The organism is Companilactobacillus nuruki, assembly GCF_002872255.1.
Classification (GTDB): domain Bacteria; phylum Bacillota; class Bacilli; order Lactobacillales; family Lactobacillaceae; genus Companilactobacillus; species Companilactobacillus nuruki.
This window is the reverse complement of sequence record NZ_NIPR01000005.1, coordinates 183,393-207,448: the sequence shown is the minus strand read 5'-3', so window position 1 is coordinate 207,448 and position 24,056 is coordinate 183,393. Positions and strand designations below refer to the sequence as shown.

26 protein-coding genes are annotated in these 24,056 nt (G+C 33.2%); 11 read left to right on the top strand and 15 right to left on the bottom strand.

What is annotated here, in order from left to right; all coding sequences use genetic code 11:
- Positions 1 to 163 precede the first annotated feature (163 nt).
- Positions 164 to 790, top strand: a complete 627-nt coding sequence (locus CBP76_RS03210) for an LVIS_2131 family protein (protein WP_102195490.1) — start codon at positions 164 to 166, stop codon at positions 788 to 790.
- A gap of 230 nt (positions 791 to 1,020) precedes the next feature.
- Here CBP76_RS03210 and CBP76_RS03205 read toward each other — a convergent pair whose 3' ends face one another.
- Entirely contained in the window at positions 1,021 to 1,230 is a 210-nt protein-coding gene (locus tag CBP76_RS03205; RefSeq protein ID WP_102195489.1) for a DUF2187 domain-containing protein, read from the bottom strand.
- 84 nt (positions 1,231 to 1,314) lie between these two features.
- Here CBP76_RS03205 and CBP76_RS03200 point away from each other — a divergent pair, with 84 nt between their 5' ends.
- The 5 genes from CBP76_RS03200 to CBP76_RS03180 all read left to right on the top strand — a co-directional run bounded on the left by CBP76_RS03200 (position 1,315) and on the right by CBP76_RS03180 (position 5,826).
- Positions 1,315 to 1,872: a guanylate kinase gene (locus CBP76_RS03200; RefSeq protein ID WP_102195488.1), complete on the top strand. Its 558-nt coding sequence runs from the start codon at positions 1,315 to 1,317 to the stop codon at positions 1,870 to 1,872.
- A 206-nt stretch (positions 1,873 to 2,078) separates the two neighbouring features.
- Positions 2,079 to 2,795 carry a C40 family peptidase gene (locus CBP76_RS03195; RefSeq protein WP_102195487.1) on the top strand — a complete coding sequence of 239 codons (717 nt, stop codon included), beginning with the start codon at positions 2,079 to 2,081 and terminating at the stop codon, positions 2,793 to 2,795.
- Positions 2,796 to 3,264: 469 nt separating this feature from the next.
- On the top strand, positions 3,265 to 4,092 hold the full coding sequence (locus tag CBP76_RS03190) for a MurR/RpiR family transcriptional regulator (RefSeq protein WP_102195486.1): 828 nt from the start codon (positions 3,265 to 3,267) through the stop codon (positions 4,090 to 4,092).
- A gap of 94 nt (positions 4,093 to 4,186) precedes the next feature.
- Complete coding sequence (locus CBP76_RS03185; protein WP_102195485.1) at positions 4,187 to 4,846, top strand: ribose-5-phosphate isomerase A; 660 nt, start codon at positions 4,187 to 4,189, stop codon at positions 4,844 to 4,846.
- Positions 4,846 to 5,826: a Gfo/Idh/MocA family protein gene (locus CBP76_RS03180; protein ID WP_102195484.1), complete on the top strand. Its 981-nt coding sequence runs from the start codon at positions 4,846 to 4,848 to the stop codon at positions 5,824 to 5,826. Before CBP76_RS03185 ends, CBP76_RS03180 begins: the two co-directional genes overlap by 1 nt.
- Before the next feature lie 145 nt (positions 5,827 to 5,971).
- Here the strand turns inward: CBP76_RS03180 and CBP76_RS03175 are convergent, their stop codons facing one another.
- From CBP76_RS03175 to hflX, 9 genes are all read right to left on the bottom strand, one after another.
- The gene (locus tag CBP76_RS03175; RefSeq protein ID WP_102195483.1) at positions 5,972 to 7,306 is read right to left on the bottom strand and encodes a replication-associated recombination protein A; all 1,335 of its coding nucleotides are present in this window, start codon (positions 7,304 to 7,306) and stop codon (positions 5,972 to 5,974) included.
- Between the two features lie 11 nt (positions 7,307 to 7,317).
- Positions 7,318 to 8,631 carry an MFS transporter gene (locus tag CBP76_RS03170; RefSeq protein ID WP_102195482.1) on the bottom strand — a complete coding sequence of 438 codons (1,314 nt, stop codon included), beginning with the start codon at positions 8,629 to 8,631 and terminating at the stop codon, positions 7,318 to 7,320.
- 9 nt (positions 8,632 to 8,640) lie between these two features.
- Positions 8,641 to 9,150 (bottom strand): DUF1440 domain-containing protein, encoded by a 510-nt coding sequence (locus CBP76_RS03165; RefSeq protein WP_102195481.1) that lies wholly within the window; start codon positions 9,148 to 9,150, stop codon positions 8,641 to 8,643.
- A 1,298-nt stretch (positions 9,151 to 10,448) separates the two neighbouring features.
- The gene (locus CBP76_RS03160; RefSeq protein ID WP_102195480.1) at positions 10,449 to 11,375 is read right to left on the bottom strand and encodes an ABC transporter ATP-binding protein; all 927 of its coding nucleotides are present in this window, start codon (positions 11,373 to 11,375) and stop codon (positions 10,449 to 10,451) included.
- Complete coding sequence (locus CBP76_RS03155; RefSeq protein WP_102195479.1) at positions 11,375 to 12,421, bottom strand: ABC transporter ATP-binding protein; 1,047 nt, start codon at positions 12,419 to 12,421, stop codon at positions 11,375 to 11,377. Before CBP76_RS03155 ends, CBP76_RS03160 begins: the two co-directional genes overlap by 1 nt.
- A 16-nt stretch (positions 12,422 to 12,437) precedes the next feature.
- Positions 12,438 to 13,463, bottom strand: a complete 1,026-nt coding sequence (locus CBP76_RS03150; protein WP_102195478.1) for an ABC transporter permease — start codon at positions 13,461 to 13,463, stop codon at positions 12,438 to 12,440.
- Complete coding sequence (gene opp3b, locus CBP76_RS03145; RefSeq protein ID WP_102195477.1) at positions 13,463 to 14,395, bottom strand: oligopeptide ABC transporter permease; 933 nt, start codon at positions 14,393 to 14,395, stop codon at positions 13,463 to 13,465. The genes CBP76_RS03150 and opp3b overlap by 1 nt, the downstream gene beginning before the upstream one ends.
- A gap of 23 nt (positions 14,396 to 14,418) precedes the next feature.
- Positions 14,419 to 16,056, bottom strand: a complete 1,638-nt coding sequence (locus tag CBP76_RS03140; protein WP_102195476.1) for a peptide ABC transporter substrate-binding protein — start codon at positions 16,054 to 16,056, stop codon at positions 14,419 to 14,421.
- Between the two features lie 140 nt (positions 16,057 to 16,196).
- A complete protein-coding gene (gene hflX, locus CBP76_RS03135; protein ID WP_102195475.1) occupies positions 16,197 to 17,489 on the bottom strand; it encodes a GTPase HflX in 1,293 nt (430 codons plus the stop codon).
- A gap of 273 nt (positions 17,490 to 17,762) precedes the next feature.
- Between hflX and CBP76_RS03130 the strand changes: the two genes are divergently transcribed.
- Positions 17,763 to 18,044 (top strand): bacteriocin immunity protein, encoded by a 282-nt coding sequence (locus CBP76_RS03130; protein WP_102195474.1) that lies wholly within the window; start codon positions 17,763 to 17,765, stop codon positions 18,042 to 18,044.
- A gap of 13 nt (positions 18,045 to 18,057) precedes the next feature.
- Here CBP76_RS03130 and CBP76_RS03125 read toward each other — a convergent pair whose 3' ends face one another.
- The gene (locus tag CBP76_RS03125; protein WP_102195473.1) at positions 18,058 to 18,267 is read right to left on the bottom strand and encodes a hypothetical protein; all 210 of its coding nucleotides are present in this window, start codon (positions 18,265 to 18,267) and stop codon (positions 18,058 to 18,060) included.
- A 112-nt stretch (positions 18,268 to 18,379) separates the two neighbouring features.
- On the opposite strand from CBP76_RS03125, the gene CBP76_RS03120 reads away from it, so the two are divergent.
- Positions 18,380 to 18,730 (top strand): hypothetical protein, encoded by a 351-nt coding sequence (locus CBP76_RS03120; protein WP_102195472.1) that lies wholly within the window; start codon positions 18,380 to 18,382, stop codon positions 18,728 to 18,730.
- Positions 18,731 to 18,760: 30 nt separating this feature from the next.
- Here CBP76_RS03120 and CBP76_RS03115 read toward each other — a convergent pair whose 3' ends face one another.
- From CBP76_RS03115 to CBP76_RS03100, 4 genes are all read right to left on the bottom strand, one after another.
- Positions 18,761 to 19,342 carry a hypothetical protein gene (locus CBP76_RS03115; protein ID WP_102195471.1) on the bottom strand — a complete coding sequence of 194 codons (582 nt, stop codon included), beginning with the start codon at positions 19,340 to 19,342 and terminating at the stop codon, positions 18,761 to 18,763.
- Positions 19,343 to 19,465: 123 nt separating this feature from the next.
- Positions 19,466 to 20,212, bottom strand: a complete 747-nt coding sequence (locus tag CBP76_RS03110; protein ID WP_245865559.1) for a response regulator transcription factor — start codon at positions 20,210 to 20,212, stop codon at positions 19,466 to 19,468.
- Positions 20,213 to 20,214: 2 nt separating this feature from the next.
- Positions 20,215 to 21,036: a GHKL domain-containing protein gene (locus CBP76_RS13105; RefSeq protein WP_166667158.1), complete on the bottom strand. Its 822-nt coding sequence runs from the start codon at positions 21,034 to 21,036 to the stop codon at positions 20,215 to 20,217.
- 471 nt (positions 21,037 to 21,507) lie between these two features.
- Positions 21,508 to 22,800, bottom strand: a complete 1,293-nt coding sequence (locus tag CBP76_RS03100; RefSeq protein WP_102195469.1) for a GHKL domain-containing protein — start codon at positions 22,798 to 22,800, stop codon at positions 21,508 to 21,510.
- Positions 22,801 to 23,055: 255 nt separating this feature from the next.
- Between CBP76_RS03100 and CBP76_RS03095 the strand changes: the two genes are divergently transcribed.
- From CBP76_RS03095 to CBP76_RS03085, 3 genes are all read left to right on the top strand, one after another.
- The gene (locus tag CBP76_RS03095; RefSeq protein WP_102195468.1) at positions 23,056 to 23,364 is read left to right on the top strand and encodes a bacteriocin immunity protein; all 309 of its coding nucleotides are present in this window, start codon (positions 23,056 to 23,058) and stop codon (positions 23,362 to 23,364) included.
- 94 nt (positions 23,365 to 23,458) lie between these two features.
- A complete protein-coding gene (locus CBP76_RS03090) occupies positions 23,459 to 23,665 on the top strand; it encodes a hypothetical protein (RefSeq protein WP_133120375.1) in 207 nt (68 codons plus the stop codon).
- Positions 23,666 to 23,675: 10 nt separating this feature from the next.
- Entirely contained in the window at positions 23,676 to 24,014 is a 339-nt protein-coding gene (locus CBP76_RS03085) for a bacteriocin immunity protein (protein ID WP_102195466.1), read from the top strand.
- Positions 24,015 to 24,056: the final 42 nt, after the last annotated feature.

Here is a 24,056-nt window from a genome sequence, read left to right as displayed (position 1 = left end):
TATGTCGTCATTATAAATCACCTGCAAACGTATGTACCCGCACATTTTGTATCGTTTCGTATTACAATTTTAAATAATTTTTCGATTCGTGGTAAAATTAGCGTAATGACTATTATAGAGTTATTAAGTGTTTAAGACAATTAATTTTAGTTGGGAGAAAACTATGAGTTCTTGGAATTTTGTGGGAATTATTGCATGGATTATTGTAATAGCACTATTGATCTTTGTAGTATTTAATATTAGAAATCGTCATTTAAAAATTTTGGTTGTAGAAAAAGCTAAAATTACTTGGGGTACAATTTTAACTGACCTATTAGAAATCGTAGTTGTGATTTTAGCTGTAAGTGGTTTGTTATATACAAGTTTATTCACAAAGGTTGATTTAACAGATAAAAATGAGGTTGCGGTTACATATAAATATGATCCAATGATCGTTCAAACAACTATGGATGGACAGGGATATTACGTTAAAATAGACAAAAAAGAATCAAATTCACCCAATGATGTATATCAATATTGGTTGAATAATTCGAAATATACTGTTTCTAGCCGTAATGCAGTTATCTCAGATGCGACATTACCTTTTACCGTATCAGGAGTTCATTTGGATTGGCCAATGAAGAAAATTCGTAAAATGGATAATAGATATCAAGATGCCTATGTTATTACGGTACACGCTAAATATAAAAATAACTTTAAAAATGGTTTAGGATTAAAAGCTAATCGCTATGCAATGGAATATCGTGTATTGAGAGTGCCAGCAAGATCGTTTATTAATGTTGAAAAGTAATTCGACTTTTGTTCTAGAATAAATACCTGTTATATATTATTTAATTAAAATAGTCTGTATTGATTGTCAATCCTGTTTGAAAAGACAAAATTGATAGCAATACAGACTGTTTTTTTATATAAGGATATTATTTCTTGATATAAATGATAATATTGGTAGCTTAAGGACTTTTTCCAATGATAAAATAAAAAAAAGCAGAATTCCAAAAGGAATTTCTGCTGTAATAATAATTATTTAGCTTTCTTGATCTTTTTGATACTTACAACGATCTTATTATTTAATTCCATCTTATTAGAATTATCTTTAGGATCATTTTTAACAATTTCCATCAAAGCTGAATGTTCGTAAATCTTTTCAACTTTACCTTGGAAAGGATAATCCATATCTTCATCAACGGAGCAATCGTAAACAGTGCCAACTTTTAAATCTTCAATTTTCATATGTCAATTCTCCTCGGATTAATTACTTAACAGACTAGTATAATAATATAGTAGAAGAAATATTTCAAATATAGGAGCCCCATAATGAATAAAAAAATTATTGTTATCACTGGAGCGAGTGGAACTGGGAAAACAACAATTAGCAAATATTTACAAAATACCTATCATATACCTAGTGTTATAACTCACACTACTAGATTACCACGTGCAGGAGAAAAAGACGGCGTAGATTATTATTTTGAGACAAAAGAAAGCTTTTTGAAAAATCATTATTTGGAAAAAGTGGAATATAGTGGAAATTGGTATGGTTCTTCAGAAGAAAGTCTAAATAAAACTTGGAAAGAATATGACTCGGCAAGTATTGTTGTTGATACAAAGGGAGCAGTTTCTTATAAAAAGAAATATGGGGAGAAAGCCGTTGTTATCTTTCTAGAAGTTGACCTAGATACCGTTACCAGAAGATTAACAAAACGTGGTGATGAGATTTCACGGTTAAAAGCACGAATTAACAGTGAAGAATTCCATCGGGATTTACAAATGCCGATGGAGTTAGAAGGAAAATGCTATAAAATTATTAATAATAATATAGAAATAACTAAAGAAAACGTTAACAAAATACTAAAAAAAGAAAAAATCAACTAAATTGTTTTTTCACAAGGAAGCTCTAACCATTGGTAATGCTGTGGTTAGAGCTTTTTATGATTGTGAATAATAAAGTGTAACATTCTTATACAATTGTTGTAACATTTCTGCAATGTTCAGAGAGTAATATAGTCATCGTTGAGTGATAAGAAATTAATAAAAATTTAAAAAATAAAAAAAACAAACCATTACGGGGGATTTCAATTTTGAATACTAATGTTAAAAAGAGTCTTGTTTCATTTACAGCTGCTGCTGCTTTAGCAGTTACAGGCTTAGGTCTATCAAATGCTACAACTACAAAAGCTGCTACACAAATTTTATCAGATGCACCTACTGCCGTACGTACAAAGACATTGTCAGCTTTGTATTCAACACCATCAGCAGATGCAAAAAGTACTGGCCGTGCTTTAGCCGCAAATACACCATGGGCTGTTGGACAAGCTGTTAAAGATGATCAAGGTAATACATGGTATCAAGTAAGTACAAACGAATGGGTTAATGCTAATGATGTTACAGATATGTCAGCAACTACACAAGCAGCTGCAGAATCATCAGATACAACTGCAACAGCCGACAGTGTTATCAGTACTGCTAAACAATATTTAGGTACACCATATGTATGGGGTGGTAAGACTCCTTCAGGTTTCGACTGCTCAGGTTTCACATCATACGTATACCAACAAGCAACTGGTAAGAGTATTGGTTCATACACTGTAGCTCAAGAAGGTGCTGGTACACAAGAAGCTGTTTCTCAAGCATCAGCTGGAGACTTGTTGTTCTGGGGTAGCAAAGGTTCAACTTACCATGTAGGTATCTACTTAGGTAACAACCAATATATTGCTGCACCACAACCTGGCGAATCAGTTAAGATTTCAACAATCTCAGGTTACTTCATGCCTTCATTCGCTGTTAAGGTTCTATAGTATAAATTCAAAATTAAAATCATTCACGTAGAATCATCCTTCGGGATGGTTCTTTTTTTGCATTTGTGGAATCTTCAAATATTCTTCATATATTGTTATAAATATATTCGTATTTGGAAGTTATTATTTAAACATAGTCAAAGACGAAGAGGTGACAGGATGGTTAGATAAATTTCCAAATGGAAATAACCCTTTAAATAGATAATTATTGAAAACAATGAATAGAAATAAAACCCTTAAAACATATATATAATTTAGAAAATTTAATCCCCTATAACACAAATAAAAAACTTTAATATATCTCCCCCCTAAAAGATATAAAGTTAAATTAAAAGAGCTATTCCCCGTAGCTCAATTAAAAAAGAAAGAAGTTGATATTTATCATACTTATAAATATCGCAGCAGCCTGTTTATTAGCAGGCTTTTTTGCTGTCTAAATTTGATAGAATGTAGATAGAGGTAAATTTAAATGCAAAATATAATCGATGTTATTTATAATAAGTTACCAAATATGTCAGCTACAGATAAGAAGATTGCTCAAATTATATTGCAACAATCCAAAGCAGTAATTGATTATACAATTTCTCAATTAGCAAAAAAGTCACTGGTAAGTGAGGCATCTGTTTCTAGATTCTGTAAAAATCTTAATATTGACGGATTTCATCAGTTAAAAACTCGTTTAGCACAAGTATCAGAGGCGGAGAATGTATCGGGAACGATTGATGATGACATTCAATCTTCATTAAAAAACATTGCTGACAATAAAAATATAGAAATAAACAATACTTTAAAGAATCTATCTACTAAAATGATTAATGAATTATTGGATATTATAAAGAAATCACAGTTAATTCAAGTGGTTGCTGAAGGTAATACCTATCCAGTCGCAATTGATGCAGTTTATAAGTTCAATCAAATAGGATTATTAGCAATTAGTGATCCAGCCTTTGAAACGTCAATTGCTCAAACCTTAAATATGAATTCGAAGGATAGTTTAATTGTCATTTCTAATTCAGGTGAATCAAGGTCTCTGATAAAGCAAATTGATGTGGCACGTAAGCGTAATATTAAGGTGATTGCTATTACTAATCGGGATGATTCACCTATTGCACAAAAAGCCGATATCCATTTAAAAACTTATGTCCGTGAACAGGTTTTCCAATCTGAATACTATTTCTCAAGAATCGCTGCTTCAACTGTAATAGAAGCTATCTTTTTGTTATTAATTGGACAAGATAAAGGAACACTGGATAGAATAACAAAACATGAAGAATTAATTTCTGATCGAAAAATTTAATATCCTGCTTGACAGGGTATTTTTTTTATCTTATTATGAAAATGAATTTCAGATAATATATTTATATGAAAATTTATTTCTAAAAGGAGCTAAAATGGAACAATTAATTGAAACGGCCAAAAGTATGATAAAACCAGGTATGTCAGTTAGCTTTGGTGGAGGTAGAACGGTTGGTAGATTGGTCAAAGCTTTAAATATTTCCGGAGTCAAAGTATCTAGTCCTTCAGAAGCAACCCGAACTCTTTGTCAGGAATTAAATATATCTGTTGTTCCCTTAGAACAGGTTACTAAGTTTGATCTAGCTTTTGATGGTTGTGACAGTTTGGATCATCATTTAAGAGCATTAAAGAGTAATGGTGGGATTCATACTTTTGAAAAATTGTATGCTAATTTGGCAGATCGATATATTATTTTGGCTCCTCAGGAAAAATTTACTGAAGTTTTGAATCCAAAAGTTCAATTAACTCTTGAGGTTTTAGATTTGGCGATTCCACAGGTGATCAGTCAAATAAAGACATTAGGCGGAATTGCTAAGATTCGTCAATCAACGGACATGGCAGGAATGGTTCGAACAACAAATGGTAATGGTTTACTTGATTGTTATTTTGATGATTGGTCAATGATTGACGAAATTGATGAGAGTGTATCGAAAATGACTGGAGTCATAGGAACATCTTACTTTAAGAACCAAGTAACCGATGCATTATTAGCGACGGAAAATGATGTTAAACATATTAAGAAAGAAGAAATGTAATTATGAAATATAATTGGGGAATGATTGGTACAGGTTGGATTGCACATGAAATGGCTGATGCTTTAAATGCTGTTAATGGAGAAATTTATGGTGTTTCTGATATGAATGAAGAACAAATGGCCAAATTTGCTCAGGAAAAAGGAATTAAACATCAATTTAAAGATCCAACGGATATGATCAATGATCCAGAAATAAATATAATTTATATTGCTACACCGCATACTTATCATTATCAATATATCAAGCAAGCTTTAAATGCTGGCAAGAATGTTTTTTGTGAGAAAGCAATTACGGTAAATGCACAACAATTTGATGAGGTTCAAAAAATTGCTAAAGAAAAACATTTAATTTTGACAGAAGGTTTTACTTTGTTACATATGCCTCTTTACACTCAGGTTAAAAAGTTGATTGCTGAGGGTAAGATCGGTCAAGTTAAGTTAGTTCAAGTTAATTTTGGTAGTTTAAAGGATTACGATCCTAAGAATAGATTCTTTAACAAAGAATTAGCGGGAGGAGCATTACTAGATATTGGTGGTTATGCAACTGCTTTTGCTAGAAGTTTCCTAGATAAGCAACCAACCAATATTTTAACAACTGTTAAATACTTTGAAACTGGGGTAGATGAGCAGTCAGGGATTATTTTGAAGAATGATGACGAACAAATGGCAGTTATGGCACTCTCTATGCGTGCTAAACAGCCCAAACGAGGCGTAATCTCAGGTACTAAAGGTTATATTGAAATTAGTAATTATCCGCGTGCAACTGAGGCTGATATTACTTATACGGCCGATGCTCATACCCAAGCTACTGATAAAATAAAACTAGGCGATGACACAAAAGCCCTTCAATATGAGGTGGCAGATATGCAAAGATATATCGATAATGGTCAGGATGATGGTCAATTGGACTTGTCACATGACGTAGCACATATCTTGAATGATGTTAGAAATGAATGGGGTATGAAATATCCTTTTGAATAGTAAAAACATACCAATCAATTAAGGAAAAGTTACTTAGTAACTAGAATATGGTTTTTAGTTAAGGTGTAAGTTTTAGTTGATCAAAATAAATAGCCTGTATTTGATGATCAACCGTGTTAAAAAAACATGGTTGCGTCAATACAGGCTATTTTTCAGTATTATGTTCTTGATGCCACTTTTTAATATATTCTAAACGTTGCTTAAATAGTCTCTCTTTGCCTTCTTCAGTAGGTAAATAATATTGATTATTTTGAATTTCATCAGGCATAGTTTTCATATTTGTTAATTTATCTTTGGTATCGTGAGCATATTGATAATCTTTTCCATAATCAAGTTTCTTCATCAGTTTAGTAGGTGCATTCCTGATTTGAAGTGGGACGGGAAGGTTACCATATTTTTTAATATCTTTTTGAGCTTTAAGAGTCGCTTGGTAAACGGCATTAGACTTGGGAGCTACAGATAAGTAGATAACCGTTTCGATTATATGTACGTTACATTCAGGCATTCCTAAAAATTGGCAAGCTTGAAATGCGTTGATTGCCACATTCAATGCATTAGTGTCGGCCAATCCGATATCTTCACTGGCAAATCTAACTAATCTTCTGGCAATGTACAAAGGATCTTCGCCACCATCAAGCATGCGCATGGCCCAATAAATCGCTGCATCGGTATCACTATTACGCATTGATTTGTGTAAGGCAGAAATAATATTATAATGTTCCTCGCCATTTTTGTCGTAACGTAGTGATTTGGTGTTCAATAATTGGCGAATGTTCTCTTGATTCACTTGAACGGTTTTGTCATTAGTTTCGGAGTTGATAACAGCCATTTCTAAAGTATTCAAGGATATTCTGGCGTCACCATTGGCATAGGAAGCAATTAGTTCCAGTGTATCTTTATCGATTTCAACTTTTAATCCAGGAAAGGCTTTAGGATTATTCAAAGTATTGTTTAATAATTGGACTAAATCATCTTTGGTTAAAGATTTAAGAACGAAGACTTTACACCTAGACAATAGCGCTGAATTAATTTCAAAGGATGGATTTTCGGTTGTAGCACCGATTAAAGTTATGCTGCCTTTTTCAACGAAAGGTAAAAAGGCATCTTGTTGAGCCTTATTAAAGCGATGAATTTCATCAATGAAGACAATTGTCTTTTGTCCCATCTCGCGATTGAGTTCGGCTTCTTTCATAACTTTTTTGATATCGTTAATACCACTAGTTACGGCGCTAAAGGTAATAAAATTAGCTTCAGTTTTTTTAGCGATTATCTCGGCCAAGGTGGTTTTTCCGACCCCAGGTGGTCCCCAAAAGATCAATGAAGGAATTTTATCTTGATTGATAATATCACGTAAAATTTTGCCATTGCCGATTAAATGTTTTTGACCGACAAAATCCTCTAGTGTCGTGGGACGAACCCGGTTTGCTAGAGGAGTATTGTCATCATTATTTTGATTAGAGAAAAGCGATTCTTGTTGCATGTTGACCTTCTTTAATTGATTGCCTCTTTGATCTTACTTTCATTATATCCCAGTAAAATTATGAACATAATGACATACAGAGCTAAAGGAATCAGAGCATAATTTAAATTGATTGCAGAAATTGTAGATGCAGTTTGAGCTTTATTTGAAACATAACCAGACATTTGTAAGGATTCAGCAGTGATTAATCCACCCAATCCTAAACCAAGGTTGACACCAAAATCATCTGTCGAAGCTAAAACACCTTCGGCTTGAATTCCCATTGCAGTACCATAGCGAATGGTGTCGGCAATCATGATCGAAACCAATCCGATGATAAAGCCACCACCGATACAATTGATGAAGATACCGGTAAAGAGGGTAGCCAAATTTTCAGAATAAGTACCAAAGGTAATAATGACTTGACCGATAAAGGCAGTTACGATACCTAAAAGCATAGTATTCTTCTTGCCCAATTTAGCGGAAATGAAATAAATTGCCACAACACCAATGAGAGCTGTGAAGGTGAAGCTATTAGCAATGGAAACTAAATTCTCATTGTGAATAATATATTTGAAATAATAAATCGTAGTTTGATTCTTAATGGCGGTTGTTAGCCAATACAAGAAAATAACAATAGAAATGATGATCCAAGGTTTGTTTTGTTTTAGCATATTCCAAACCTCAGATAAAGGTTGATGACTGATTTCCTTGTTAGTGTAGCGTTCTCGTACATGGAAGAAAGTATTTAGAATTAGAACTAAAGAAATGATTCCAAACAAAACAATCGTACCTAAGAATCCTTTTTGCTGATCACCTTTACCAAAGAAACTAACTAGTGGGATGGTGAATACGGCTACGATAATTTGAACCGAACTGCCAAAAAATTGCCTGATAACGCCTAAGAGAGTTGTCTCCTGTTCGTTGTCAGTCATAGTTGGCAGAATAGAGGTAATAGGAAGATTGACGGCAGTATAGAAGAAACCAAGGCCTAGATAAGTCACATAAGCCCAAATTAATTTCCCAGTATGTGGTAGGAAATTAGGAGTGACAAAAGTTAAAACAGCGAATATAACGTAGGGAAATGAGTACCAAAGAAAAAATGGTCTACTTTTACCCCATTTTGAGTGAGTGTTATCAATCATAATACCGATAATTAAACTCTCAAAGACGTCTGCAGTTCTAGCTACGACAAACAAAATTGCTACCTCACTAGCATTAAGACCGAAAACATCGGTGTAAAAGAAAAGTAGGTAAGTAGTCATCATTTGGAAAACTAAATTATCCGCTGCATCACTTAAGCCATAACTGATTCGTTCAGTTAAGGAGGTTCTCCATCTATTCAAGAAAAGTTCCTATTTTTCTGTCAGACGACGATAGAGTTCGCGGCCGACAATATCATTTGTCCACATCCAAGCGATATGACCGAGAGCTTCAGATATATGTTCCTGAGTTGGTTGATCCTTTGGAGAAGGGACAGTTTTCATCATTGGCATAATTCCGATATGAAAAGCGACCCAAATTGCTAAACCGAAAATAGCACCTGATCCCTTTCTAATGAAAGGTTTATATTCTGATAGAACCTCATAGATGATAGCAAAAGAGGTTGAGAAACCAAAATGCATCAAAAAACTAGCCCAAGGCATTTGATGTTCAGAGTAAGTATAAGTTCCACGAGTGATTTTCTTAGGCAATCCAGCTTGTTCCATTAAGGTTTGGGGTGGATTAACGGCGTCACGAGCGGGGGTACGAGGTGGCAAAACATTTTCCCAGCCTAGTTTAACAAAACCGGAAATGATACCGGCTGCGGTTCCAGCAATTATTGCAGCTTTCAAATCGACTTTTTGTTCTTTAGTTAATTTCATTTTTAAACCCTCTCTTTATAAATATTTCAATCATTTAAAGTATAAAGCAGGCTAGGATCTAATTCAGGTAATTAGTCTCCAATTAAAGGATAAATTCAGACAATACGACAAATATAAGTCTTTGATCACAAATTCTTCATATATTGTTATAAATTAATTCGTACTTTAGCAACTGTATGTTCATAAATTACCGTTATTATTTAAGCATAGTCAAATAACAAAGACGAGAGGTGACCGGATGAAATTGGAAAACCCCTGTAAAATATTATTTTCTTAAATAACTCACTTTACACATGAATAGAAATAAACCCCTATATAATAAATACTCTATTTTTTAAAAAGTTTAATCCCCTTAATAAACACATATATGAAAAAACTTTAGATATCTCCCCCCTAAGATAATAAAGTTAATTTCCTAAAAACAATTTGATATTTATTCCCCGTAAATATTACAAAAAGAAAAAACTGCCTTCCCCGGCAGTTTTTTTGTGGCTCTTATAATCAATATGTCGATTTTTCTTCACATTTAATTCCGATTTATTTCTAAAATTACTAACCGTATATTCACAAAATCCCGCTATTATATAAGCATAGTCAATTAACAAAGAGGTGACTCAATCGACTATAAAGTTTTACTTAACTAGAAAATTTAATTAATAAATAATAAAAATAGATTTTTTCAAATATATCTCCTCCCCCCTGATATAGAAGAATTAACAAAATAGAAAGAAGAAAAGCTTATGAAAAATAATAAAAATACAATCGGAGCTGGCCGTAAGGCTAGCTCCTTTCTTTTTGCGTTCGGGATGAAAGAATGAATACTAGTTGGCTATATACATTTAGATTTCAACTCTTTAATTCTTTTGCATAAGGGGTCAGTATAAGAGTGTAGAAGCTCAATAGGTATGTAAATTCTATATTTTAATAGAAGCCGCTCCGTGTAAAGAGGTCCTTTTGGTTCTTTATTAGTGAATTGATTTATACATAAGGAGATATTGAAATGAATAAAAAACTTGATTTAATAATAAGAGTTTTTTTCTTAATTATGCTTATCTTGCAAATATTTTTTCTATTTTATAATATGTCTTACTTTAGTAAGTTTTCTCCGATTTTTCTTATTTTGGTAACTATATATTTTGTGGTAAAAAATAAAAAAATTTAACTACTAAAAACACAAAAAAACCAGTAATCATTTAATTACTGGCTTTTTGTGTTTTATTTTTAAAATAATATTTGTTTGGTATTGGATTTGGTTTTTGTCAGATGTATTGGTTAAAGATGTCTGCACGCATCTTTAACTAATTTTGATATTTCTTGGCTTCCTCATTGCTGCAATAGAGGAAATGACCAGGAAGAACTTCTTGCAATCTTTGATCATCTTTAAAGGGACTCTTATGATCAAAATCAATTCTTGTACGCTTAGTTTCGACCTCAGGATCAGGTACTGGAATAGCGGACAAGAGGCTTTGCGTGTAGGCATGCAATGGATTGTTATAAATTTCATCAGAAGCAGCCAACTCAACGATCTTACCACGATACATAACAGCAATACGATCAGAGATATATTTAACCATTGAAAGATCATGGGCGATAAATAGGTAAGTTAAACCTTGTTGTTTTTGAATATCTTGCATCAAGTTAACAACTTGGGCTTGAATAGAAACATCAAGTGCTGAGATAGGTTCATCAGCAATGATGAATTGAGGATCAACTGCCAAAGCACGGGCAATACCGATACGTTGTCTTTGACCACCTGAAAACTCATAAGGGTAACGAGTCATGTGTTCAGGATTCAAATTGACCATATCAAGTAATTTGCGAACACGCTTGTCACGTTCTTGCTCATCTTTAACTAAACCGTGAACATCCAGGCCTTCAGCAATAATATCTTTAACCTTCATACGTGGGTTCAATGAAGCGTATGGATCTTGAAAAATCATTTGCATTTCACGACGGAATTCCTTCATCTTAGGACCATGACTCTTGATCTTACTGATATCTTGACCATTGAAGAAAATATGACCATCAGTAGGATCATAAAGTCTGATGATACTACGTCCAGTAGTACTCTTACCAGAACCAGACTCACCAACTAATCCAAAGGTTTCACCTTTATAGATATCAAAGGAGACATCATCAACCGCCTTAACCATGTTAGGTTTGCCAATGTTGAAATATTGTTTGAGATTTTTAACTGATACAATTACTTCTCTTTCATCTGCCATTATTTAGCATTGCCTCCTAACTTTTCAAATTTCTTATAACGGTTGAGAATTGCTGCAGGTGGTGTAACTTTTGGTGCATCTGGATGTAATAACCAAGTAGCAGCAAAATGATTCTTAGAAACTTTGAAGAATGGTGGTTGTTGTTCTTCATCGATTTGCATTGCATAAGCATTTCTTGGAGCGAAAGCATCACCCTTTGGTGGGTCAAGAAGATTAGGTGGAGTTCCGGGAATTGAATTCAAACGAGCATCTTCGTTTGTATCAAGGGTAGGCATAGAATCCAACAAGCCCCAAGTGTATGGGTGTTGAGGATTGTAGAAAATATCGTCAACAGAACCATATTCAACGAAGCGACCAGCATACATAACAGCTACACGGTCGGCAATTCCAGCCACAACGCCAAGGTCATGGGTAATGAAAATGATTGAGGTACCGATCTTTTGTTGTAGTTCTTTTAACAGATCGATAATTTGTGCTTGAACTGTAACATCCAAAGCAGTTGTTGGCTCATCGGCGATTAGAATTTCTGGATAATCAACGATGGCAATTGCGATAACTATACGTTGTCTTTGTCCACCAGAAAATTGGTGAGGGTAATCCTTCATTCTGGCTGCTGGATTAGGGATACCAACTAAACGTAGAACCTCTTCAGCACGTTTTAAAGCATCTTTTTGAGAAATATTATTGTGAATCAAGAGTGGTTCAGCAACTTGTTTCCCGATAGTCATAGTAGGATCAAGTGATGTCATAGGATCTTGGAAAATCATAGAAATTTTATTTCCACGTAATTTATCCATTTCCTTATCACTTTTTTGAAGAAGATCATCCCCATGATAGAGGACCTCTCCTTTAGAGATTGTGGCATTTGAAGCCAATAATTGTAGAACTGAACGAACGGTAATAGATTTACCAGAACCAGATTCACCAACAATAGCTAAGGTTTCACCGGCATTTAAATGGAAATTGACACCACGGATCGCATGAACGGTACCGTTGTAGGTATCAAAATCTACATGTAAATCTTTTACTTCTAGAATTTTATCCATTTCGATTTCTCCTTAGTTAGTGTTCTGATGATTGTGGGTCAAAGGCATCACGTAAGCCGTCACCAAGAAGGTTAGTAGCAATCATGATGATACTCAAGATAATAGCTGGAGCCCACATTTGATATGGTAGGAATCTGAAGGCTTTTTGACCATCTGATAAAAGTGTACCTAGAGAAGCGTTTGGTGCTGGGATACCAATACCAATGAAACTCAAGAAGGCTTCAAAGAAGATGGCATTGGGAATTGTAAACATTGTTTGAATAATAATTGTTGAAGAAAGGTTAGGGATTAAATGTTTAGTAGCAATTTTCATTGATGGTTCACCAAGAGTTCTAGCCGCTAAAATATATTCCTGTTCTTTCAATTGGAAGGTTTGAGCACGAATCAGCCGGGCCATTGTAACCCAACCAGTAATTGCAATCGCAATAACGATTGATGTCAAACCGGGTTTTAGAACGATCATCATTAAGATAACAACGATCAAGTTAGGAATTGATGAAACAATTTCAACGATACGTTGCATAACTGTATCGGTTCTACCGCCTTTCCAACCAGAAACAATACCATAAGGTACACCGATTAGAAGGTCAACTAAGGTAGCTAATACGGCAACAATTAATGAAAGTCTTGTACCATAGATAATTCTTGAGAGCAGGTCACGTCCAAGGTAATCAGTACCAAGAATAAATGATGTTCCTTTGGGGGCGCCAGCTTGTTTATAAGCATCAACCATGTGACCGCCCATATTTTGATATCCATTCATACCGGGGATATTCAAGTTACCTAATTTAGGGGGAAGGTTGGACAATGTAACTTGTTGAGCATTTGGATCGTGTGGTGCGATAACAGGGGCAAAGATTGAGATTAAAACAATAATTGAAAGTAGTGTCAAACAAACAACGGCAACTTTATTCTTAAACAAACGGCGACGAACATCTTGCATGTATGTAAGTGAAGGCGTACCGATTTTTTCTTGTTCTTTATTGTTTTCATCATGAACTAATTTAAATTTTTCCTTCGGAATTTGAGGGATTTGATCCATTATTCTTTACCTCCGTTTCCTAGTCTAATTCTTGGATCAATTAATCCATAAAGGATATCAACGATCAAGTAAACTATGATTAATAAGAATGAATAGAAAATTGTAAGACCCATGATTGTAGGATAATCATTTGTTGTGATTGATTTAACGAATTGTTCACCAATACCAGGAATTGAGAAGATATTCTCAACAACCATAGAACCAGTCATAACTGAAACGGCCATAGGACCGATGATGGTAACAACTGGAATCAATGAATTACGTAAAGCATGTTTTGCAACAACTCGCCAATTTGGATTACCTTTTGATTTGGCCAATTCAATATAGTCACTACTCATGACATCGACCATTTCGGTTCTCATAAATCGGGCGACGGTACCTAATGGCAATGCCGTTAGAGCTAATGTTGGTAGAACACTTGATTGGAAATTGTCCCAAAGAGCAACTGGGTAGATCTTCCATTTGTAGGCTAGGTAGAATTGTAATAGAACAGCTAAAACGAAAGATGGAATTGAAAGACCAAGGATTGAAATAAATGTTGCAAGTGTATCAACCCATGTATTTTTACGAATGGCAGCTACGGCACCAAGTAAAATACCAAGTACTGTACCAAGAATCATTGCTTGAGCACCAATTTGCATTGATGGAGCAAGTCTTTGACCGATTAATGCTGTAACAGGTTCATTGTTGAATTGGAATGATGTCCCCAAATTACCGTGTAACAAACCGACCATATAACGAACATATTGAACACCTACTGATTGATCCAATCCATATTGCGCTTTAACGATCTTCAATTGATCAGCTGACATACGGTTCTGGTTAGAGAACGGTGTACCAGGAAGCAATTTCATTAAGAAGAATGTTATCGAAGCAATAATGAATAGGGTCAAGAATAAATAAAGTATTCTTTTGAGAATATATTTAGCCATTATTTAATCTCCCTCACCTATGATTATTTTTTGTAAGCAGTAACTAAGTTATAACTACCATTTGGAGCCATTACGTAGTTATGAACGTTAGATCTAGTTAAATTAGCTTGATAGTATTGATACAAAGGAACAGCTCCTTGATCATCAGTTAAGATCCTAGTTGCTTCTAGTAGATCTTGCCATCTAGCTTCTTCATTAGTAGCGTCTGTTGTCTTAGATTTTTCAATTAAGGCATCGTAATCTTTATTAGAATACTTACCATTATTTTGTGAGTTGCCAGTTGTAAAGATATCCAAGAATGTAACAGGGTCTGGATAATCGGCGTTCCAACCAGTAACAACAATATCAAATTGACCAGATGTAGATTTATCTAGACGTGACTTAAATGGAACATTTTGTAAAGTAATCTTCAAGCCAGGTAAGTTCTTTTCAAGTTGACCTTGAATGAACTCATTTTGTTTCTTAGCATTATCCGTATCATCACCTAGAAGAGTAAAGCTGAGGTCTTTTTGACCAGTTTCTGCGATACCTTCTTTCCAAAGTTTCTTAGCTTCAGTTGGGTTGTATTCGGTGTACTTATTAGAATCTTGAAGAATCTTTTCTTTAGTAAAGTCAGTCTTAGTTGTTGGATTGTATGACATACCAACGGGAACAAGGGTATGTTCCACACCACCGGTCTTACCAAGAACATTGTCAGTTAATTGTTTACGATCGATAGCCATAGAGATAGCTTGTCTGATCTTAGCGTTTTGGAAGAATTTATATTTCTTTTGATTAAATTCAAGATAGAAATTAGATGTCATTTTATCTAGTGAGAAAGTCTTATAGTTAGAAACTTGTCTAGCTGTATCTCCACCAAGTTTTTCAAGACGGTTAATACGGTTAGTATCGTATAGGTTCAAACCAGTATTAGCATCCTTAACTACATAATATTTAACTTTCTTTAACTTAACGGCCTTAGCATTCCAGTATGAATTGTTTTTAACTTCAGTCCAACTGTTATTAGAAACAGACCAGTTAACTAGTTTGAATGGTCCGTTGAAGACCATTCCGTCACTCTTTAATCCATATTGCTTACCAGCTTTTTCTACAGCTGGTTTGTATTGAGGGTAGAATGTTGAACTAGCCATCAATGTATTGAAGTATGGAATTGCATTGTCCAATGTAACTTCAAGTGTGTATTTATCTAACGCCTTAATCCCCAAGGTATCGACAGGTTTCTTGCCGGCATTGATCTTGTCAGCGTTTTTGACACCAGTGTAAATGTAGGCGTATTGTGATGCAGTTTTAGGATCAACTGTTCTGCGCCATGCATAAACGAAATCGTTAGCAGTAACAGGTTTACCATTTGACCATTTAGTATGTCTCAAATGGAAAGTATATGTTTTACCATTGTTTGTTGGCTTAACAATTTCCTTAGCAATAGCGGGTTTTAAAGTTTTACCATCATAGCGGTAAAGACCCTCCATCGTATTAGTTATATTTTGCGCACCGATAACATCAGTGTTCATAGATGAATCCATTGTTGCGATAACATCACTGGCACTGATTGAAATCGTGTCATTACTGTCTTTTTCAGTAGATGATCCACAACCACTCAGAACTAAGGCGAATAGAAATATCGGTAACAATGCAAGTAAATACTTCTTCTTGAAATTCATTGTTCAACCTCCCTAAAATATTATTCTTAGAATACACTAATAATTATTAAAAGTGAATACCCTTAATTAGAAAATTTCTAATGTTTATAAAATAATAATACAATATGGATAAAATTGCAAAGAAAAACAGAGATATCTGCTTAATTAGATATCTCTGTTTGAATATATTTATTAAATCTTTCTAATTCTTCAGGACTTAAATTAGCACTGATCAATGAACCGTCATTGGTAAACTCTTTTTTGAGTACTTGGGAATTTTTCAGAATTTCTTCAGTAATCTTCTGATCACTATAAGGTATGAGCAATTCAGTCTTTTTATAGTTAATAAAGATTTTTTGTTTAATTAATTGAACTAATTTTTCAATCGAATTTTTATCAATAGCTGAATAATAAATATTATCGCCTTCGATTGAAGGGAATTGTTGACCAGGTTTAAGATCTGCTTTGTTGAAAGCATAAATCATTGGTTTATCAACAACACCAACTTCCCTTAAAGTTTTTTCAGTTACTTCAATCATATTTTGCCAATGTTCATCAGATATATCAATGACTTGGATTAGGATGTCGGCATCTTGAGCTTCTTTTAAGGTTGTTTTGAAAGATTCAACCAAATTATGAGGCAACTTGCTGACAAAACCGACTGTATCAGATAATAGGAAGCTAGTATTGTCTTCTAAATCGATTCTTCTAACACTAGTATCAAGTGTTGCGAAAAGCATATTCTTTTCGAATACTTTACGATCGGTGGAATCTTCTTTATTGAAATTCAGAATTCCATTCATAGTTGTGGATTTACCGGCATTGGTATAACCGACTAATGATACTAGTGGCAATGAGGTATTTGTTCGACGCCTACTTTGGACGTTAATAGTTTTATCAACTGTTTTAAGCTCATTTTTCAAAGCTGTGATACGTTTTCTAATTACACGTCTGTCTAGTTCCAATTTAGATTCACCAGCACCACGGTTAGCTAAACCGCCAGAAGCGGATTGTTGGTCCAATGGATTACCTGATGGATGTATTCTTGGTAGTTGATATTGTAATTTGGCAATTTCAACTTGTAGTTTGGCCTGTTTAGTTTGAGCACGGTTGGAGAAAACTTGTAGGATCAGTTCAGTTCGATCCATAAAACTTAATTTGGTTTCTTTTTCGAGATTTCTTATTTGTGATGGTGTTAATTCATCATTTAGAACAATGATTTGAACATCATCAGCGTTAGCAATTTCTTTAATTTCAGTTACTTTACCTGATCCAAAATAAGTAGCACCGCTAACGGTATTAACATTTTGGATCACTGTATCAGCTACCTCCATGTTATTTGCTTCTACTAAGGCGGCTAATTCTTGCATCGTATATTCGAAGTTAGGCTGTAGGTGGCTAACTCCAGCAACGATTACACGTGTTTTTTCAAAAGTTAATTTAGATTCAGTCATAAATCCTCCTGGTGGCACTAGTTACCCCAGGGTAATAATGCCATTTTTTTATTTGTTGGTTGTAATGATATCTGTTCTCAAGCGCATGATGAAAGTACCATCCTTTCGATAATCTTTATAAATAATAACATTTAAGTTGTTTAAACGCTATATAATAGGTAGAAAACGATTTCTTGAAGCTTTTAAGAGCAAAAAAGGATGGTTTTAGGATATTTTTAGGGTAGATAAATCGACAGATGATAGAATTATTTTCAACAAAGGCGGGAGATTAAGATGAAGATTGAAGTTTTGATGGAATTAATTGATAAGGCAGCTAATGATGAAAAGGTAAAAACTGATGAAGATTTATCATCTGGGTTGATGTGGGCATATAAAGAACTAGATAATGGAAAATCAATAAAGATAGTTACGAGAAAATTAGATGACATACTTTCAATGTATTTAATAACTCATAGTTATCAAGCACCAAGAGTGATAATAGATTTGATTAAATTCATGAAAAATGATTCCGATAGTTTTTGGAAAGGGACGGGCATAACAAATTTGTTCTATTAAAAAAGATCAAACTCTATAATAATGGAGTTTGATCTTCCTTCTCTTGTTTGGGTTTAGGCTTGCGGAAGAGGCTCAATAACAAAAAGACAACTGCTGCAATAATAAAAATTGCGTCAATTAGAACCCAAGTCGATTTTGTTGAATGGGCGGTAAACATAATACCAACGACTAACATGATAACGCCATACCAGAAATTCATAGTTTTATAGAATTGTTTGTTCATTTTTTATTCCCCATCAGTTACATTAAAAACGTATAGGTTTCATTATACACTAGTCCGAAAATGTATCTATTGCATCAGAAATCGGGTATATTAGATATGGGTGAAAAGACAAATGGAATATTCAAAACAAAAGTTACTGTTATCTATCTTAATAAAGTTTGAGGAATCATTTAGTCATCAAATCAATGAATCAGCAGTTAACCAAGAGATGGAAAAATTTTTAAAACAGTCAATTCGAGAATTATCAGAAAAACAATTTCGTGGTTCACTCTTTGATAAGAAAGTTGATCAAATTATTGATAAGGTGAATGATTGTCGTACTAATAAGAAATTAGTATTTAATGATTACACTGGTCAATTGTGGCAACAAATATTACAAATTAAGCAACGTACTACTAGTTTTGAAACAGCTTATTCATTGATAGACATTTTAAGTACTAAAAACACATCTCTTAAATTATAAGGGATGTGTTTTTTAATTCCCGAATTAGATTTAGCTGAAACTTATCTTATGATAATTATTAACTTTGATTTGAGTGTTGTCTAAACTACCAAAAAATTGATCGAGTTTGGCGATAGTTTTCTTATGATCATAAGCATAATCACGTGAAATGCTTAATTGAACTTTTTGACCATTGTTCATAGTGAGTTCAAGTGAAACAGGATTTTTAATCATGGAAATAATTGGTGTCAAGATAGCATAATATGCACCAACTTGCATTGCGTAGGTCATTTCTTTTGGATCTTCTAGTTTGCCAAGTACGGTAATTGAGTGAATATCCTTTTCTTTAATAGTTGATAATTGATTTTTAAATGGAAGAAGAATCATTGTTAACCGATGAGATAGGTTGGACATGTCATTGAATTTTATTTCATTATTATCTGCCTGCCAGTAACTAAACAAAATTGATAGGTTTGGAAGATAGTAAATTAAAACAACGAGTAAGAAGACAAGTAGACCGGCTAAAATACCTCTGAGAGGATAAAAATGACCGATACCAATGATAGGAATTAAGGCGAATGCAAGACTGACTAAAATAGGTCTGTAATTAACTTTTTTACCGAATTTGAACATGATGTTTACCTCCAAAATATAAATATTTAATTGATCCCTTTACACCTGAAGTATATGGTCAAAGTCAGTAATAATGCACGCAATTGGAAGTTGCAAAAAAGATTCATCGTTATAACGATGAATCTAAAGCGTTTCTTGAATGATTCTTTTGAGTTTCTTTGATTTACCAATTGAAAATTTTCTGGATGATCCATCTATTAGTCCAACTTCACGAATTGAAAAATCAACGTGATGAATATTTTCAGGATTTATTAGACATGAGCGACTGATTCTAAATAGAAAAGAGTATTTCTCTTCTAATTCAGTCAACTTACCATAAAATTCAAATTGACCATTAGTTGAAGAAAGATTTAAACGATGGGGAATATCGGAGGCTTCGACCAGAACAACTTCAGACTTATCAAGGTTATAAACTTGTGTACCTACCTCGAAGGAAAAGCCTTTTTTTTGAACGGTTCTAGTTTTATCAATTAGTTCTTTGGCATAACCTAAGGCATCATAGAGTTCTTGTCTAAAGTTATTCAATTCTTGATCTTTTTCAATAAAATCTAAAGCAGCAACCTTATGCTTCAAAGTCAATGGAGCCATTTCATCATGGGTTGTAACGAAAATTATTTCAGCTTGAACGTCTTGTTGCCGAATTATCTCGGCTAATTGAATACCATTCATATCAGCTTGTAAATCAATATCTAAAAGATAAATTCCATGTTGGGGATTATTTTTATTTAGATAATCAACCACTTGTTTTGGACCAGTAGCAGACAATTCTATTTTAAGAAGATTACTGTGAAAGGTGATGTAATTTTTAATCAGATCGTTTAATTGTTGTAATTGAATAGAATCGTCTTCACACATAATAATTGGGTACATAATCAATCTCCTTTGGTAATTAATGTGATGTGAAATCTGAACCATTTATCGCTCTTACTATATTGAATAAAAATGTTAGCGTATTTTTTCTTAAGATATTTGATATGGAGGAAATCTAAGTGATCTTGTTCTGGATCAGTTGTTGGTAAGACAGCTAAGGAATTATTGATCAAAAATGCTAATTGTTGGTCTTCCTTAGTAATAGCCAACTGAATTGCGCCATGAGGTTGATCCTTGGTAAAGTTAATGGCGTTATCAATTGAACTATTTAGTAATTTGACCAAATCAACTGTGCTGATTGGTAGCTGATCCAAAATGGTATGACAAGTGAAATGACAAATAATATTGTTTTGATTAATGGTATTTAACTTGCTAATGAATAAACTTTTAAGATAAGGATTTTGAACGTTATTAAGATCTTTATATAATTCCATAGAAAGATTATTTAGATAATCATCGGAATAACTTTCTAACTTATCTAGTGCTTGATTCATAGCATCGTAATTTTTTTCATCAGCTACAGTTTTTAAACTAAAGAGTAAATTCTTATAATCATGTTTGAAATGTCGTAATTTTAGCTGGTCATGTTCCAATTGATCGGTATAGAGTTTAAGGTTCTTGACTTGTTCCTGAGCCAGTTTATCTTGATAGATTCTTTTTTGTCGACGTCTCTCACGAATAAAGATAAAAACAATAAAGATACATTGAATTAGAACAAATATTAAGATACCAGTGACCAAATTAAGATAGTATTTGAATTGACGAACGAATAACATAGTTGCATACAAGACGATGTACAAATATCCTAATAAAATACTGGTCATGGGAGTTCTTTGAAATTTGAATTTTTTATCAAGATCGAAGAACTTATAGATATAAATGAATGCAAACGAAAAGAGAAATTGAAAGAAAAGTATTACTAGAATAAACGAATATGATTTAACGTCTTGAATTGGAAAAAGATAAATAAATAAACGAGATGGAATAATCACAGAAAGAAATTTGACTAAAAAGCTTAGTAGACTGGTATTGATTAGATAGTAATTTACTCTTTGATTTGTTTTAAAGCTAAAGTAAATTATCATTAAGATCAAAAAGTAAGAATAACCATGTAGGACAAAGTCCAAAATAACGGATATTGAATAAAGACCAATTAGGGTAAGACTTTTTCGTTGAAGTGATAGTTTTCTAGGTTGATAAATTAAATTTAATACATAGTAAAAAATTAGCCAGGTCAGTAAGACTCTTAAAATGTGTGGTCCCGTATTTGCTAGTAACATCTATCTTTTCCTCAATTATTTGATTATTTGGATATTTAATTTGAACCAACTATTGTCATTGCGGTATTGAACGAAGAGGTTAGGATATTTCTTTTTAATATCTTGAACATTAGCTAATCCAAAGCCGGCGTGATTCTTTTTAGTAGAATATCCGTCTTGCATCATTTGATTTATTTTGGTTTTGGTGTGGGTTGTATTGATTATCAAAAAGGATAATTGTTTGGATTCTTGAATAATAGCCAATTGAATCTCACTATTCTTTTGGCCTTTTGTTTCTTCAATCGCATTGTCAATCGAAATTCCTAACAAACGAACTAGGTCAAAAATATTAATAGTAACGTCATTAACGATATTACGGCATTCGAAATGACAAGTAGTCTTGTTTTGATGGATTAGTGTTAGTTTACTGATTAAAAGACTTTTGAGATAAGGATTTTGGACATTATTGAGGTCTTTAAATAATTGCATCGAAATATTGTCAAAATAACTATTAGAATAATCTTCCAGTTCTACAAGGGATACTTTCATTTTTTCAAAATCACCATTAACTGCAATTGATCGTAAGTCTTTAATTTGGTTTTTATAGTTATGTTCAAAGTTACGTAATTTTAATTGGTCATGTTCAAGTTGGTCGGTGTACATTTTAAGATTCTTCAATTGTTCTTTGCCTAATTCACGAGTATAAGATTCTTTTTGAATTTGACTACTTTTGAGAAAAACGATAACTATAAAAGTACATTGAATCAGAATAAATAATAAAATTCCCGATAATAGATCAGAGTAAGCTTGATAATGTTGAATAATACGCATGAAAATGAAAATCACGAGAAAAAGATAAGTAATCAAAATACTAAAAAGACTTGAATTTTCCAGTTGCCAGGCAGATGTTAGATTGAATCTTTTATAGAGATAGACAAAGGCTAGAGCAATAGATGTCTCAATCAAAATAGTTATGGCAACAAAGATGCAACTACCTGATAAGCTATGTGTTGAAATGTGATTAATGTTAAAAAGAACCACTGTAGTTTTGGCTAGAGTCTCTGATAATAATCGAAGTAGAATACTAATAAGTAAAGAATTGATTAGGAGGAGATTTCTTTTTTTATGAGGGTTTAAAATTAAATAAGCCGTTATAACGACAATTAAATAGGCGAAATCAGTAAAAAACAAGCTTCGTAAAACAGTAATAATAAAGATTATGGTTAGGGAAAGTAAATTAGGTCTATATACCTTTTCGAAAACATAGAAAAAGATAATCCATGAGAGAATTTGTCCAACTATATTCGCGATTGGATCAAGATAGATCATGTCATTACCTCCTAATAACTTAAATTGATATATTAATTATCACATATAAATGAACAATAAAAATATAGATATCTTGAATTAGGAAAAATCAGTCTTGAATAATCATTTAGGAAAGAAAAACCCTCAATTCAGGATAATTTTTTCGAAGAATATGGAATGGTGTTATTTTCAATACATGACAATTAAATAATTGCCTTCAAAAAATTAATGAATAATGATGATTATTAAGAACAGTAAGGTATAAGGAGAAAACTCATGAAAAATCGTGCTGAAAAAGTTAAAGAAATGATGGACCATTTAGATAGTGCCTATAACGATATCAATATCAATAAGCGACCAGATCTGAAGAAGATGATCTTAGAATATGCGACTGAATTGGAGAAAACAGAAGATGTAGATCTATTATCATCACGACTCTGTAAAAGGATTTCAATTGAATATTTAGAGAATAAGAAGGATTTTCCTAAAAGTGTAATCGACTTATATTATTTCTCCAGAGGAAAAGGGGAGAAATACGATGCCATTGCGTTGTCAGCAATAATTGCCGGTTCAATTTGGTTTTAGTTCAGGAATAAAAATCCCATCATTGAGGATGTTTTCACTTTAGTTAAATAGACCGATGCTATATTAAGGTCAAGAAGCTAGAAAGGAAGCGTTAATGATGATCTGGAAATATGTATTTGGTGTTTTAGGAATATTTTTTGGTATTTATCAGATGGTGAATTCTTTTAAATATGTCAAAATGATTCAAAAGCATGGCAACAAATCGACATCTAGTTTTGTCGGCTACGCAGTCTGGTATAGTTTTGCCTTTGGATTAGGGATATCTCTATTAGGGATAGCCTTGACACTGAACGCATTTTAGGAGGATCAAAATGGATATCGAAAAAACTAAGAATTATATTCATAACTTGTACGATTCATTGATGGAACATTCTGATAAAAATTCGGCTCTATTAGATATTACCGATGTTTTATCGCAAGTTTATTTAAAATTGGATACAGCTAAGAATCCCGAAGCACTAGTCAATCGGATGGTAAATTATATTTATATTGTCGGTTTTAGTAATATTAATTTATCTAAAGATGAAAATGATAATTTAAATGAATTAGGAGATGCTGCTAAGCGAGCTGGTTGGAACGGAGTCTACCGTGGCAATTCAGTAGACAAATCACAGTTTTACAGTATCTTTGAAAAGATGCCAGTTAGATAGGCAGTAGGTAAAAAGAAGAGAGAGGAAAAACGGGTTATGTTT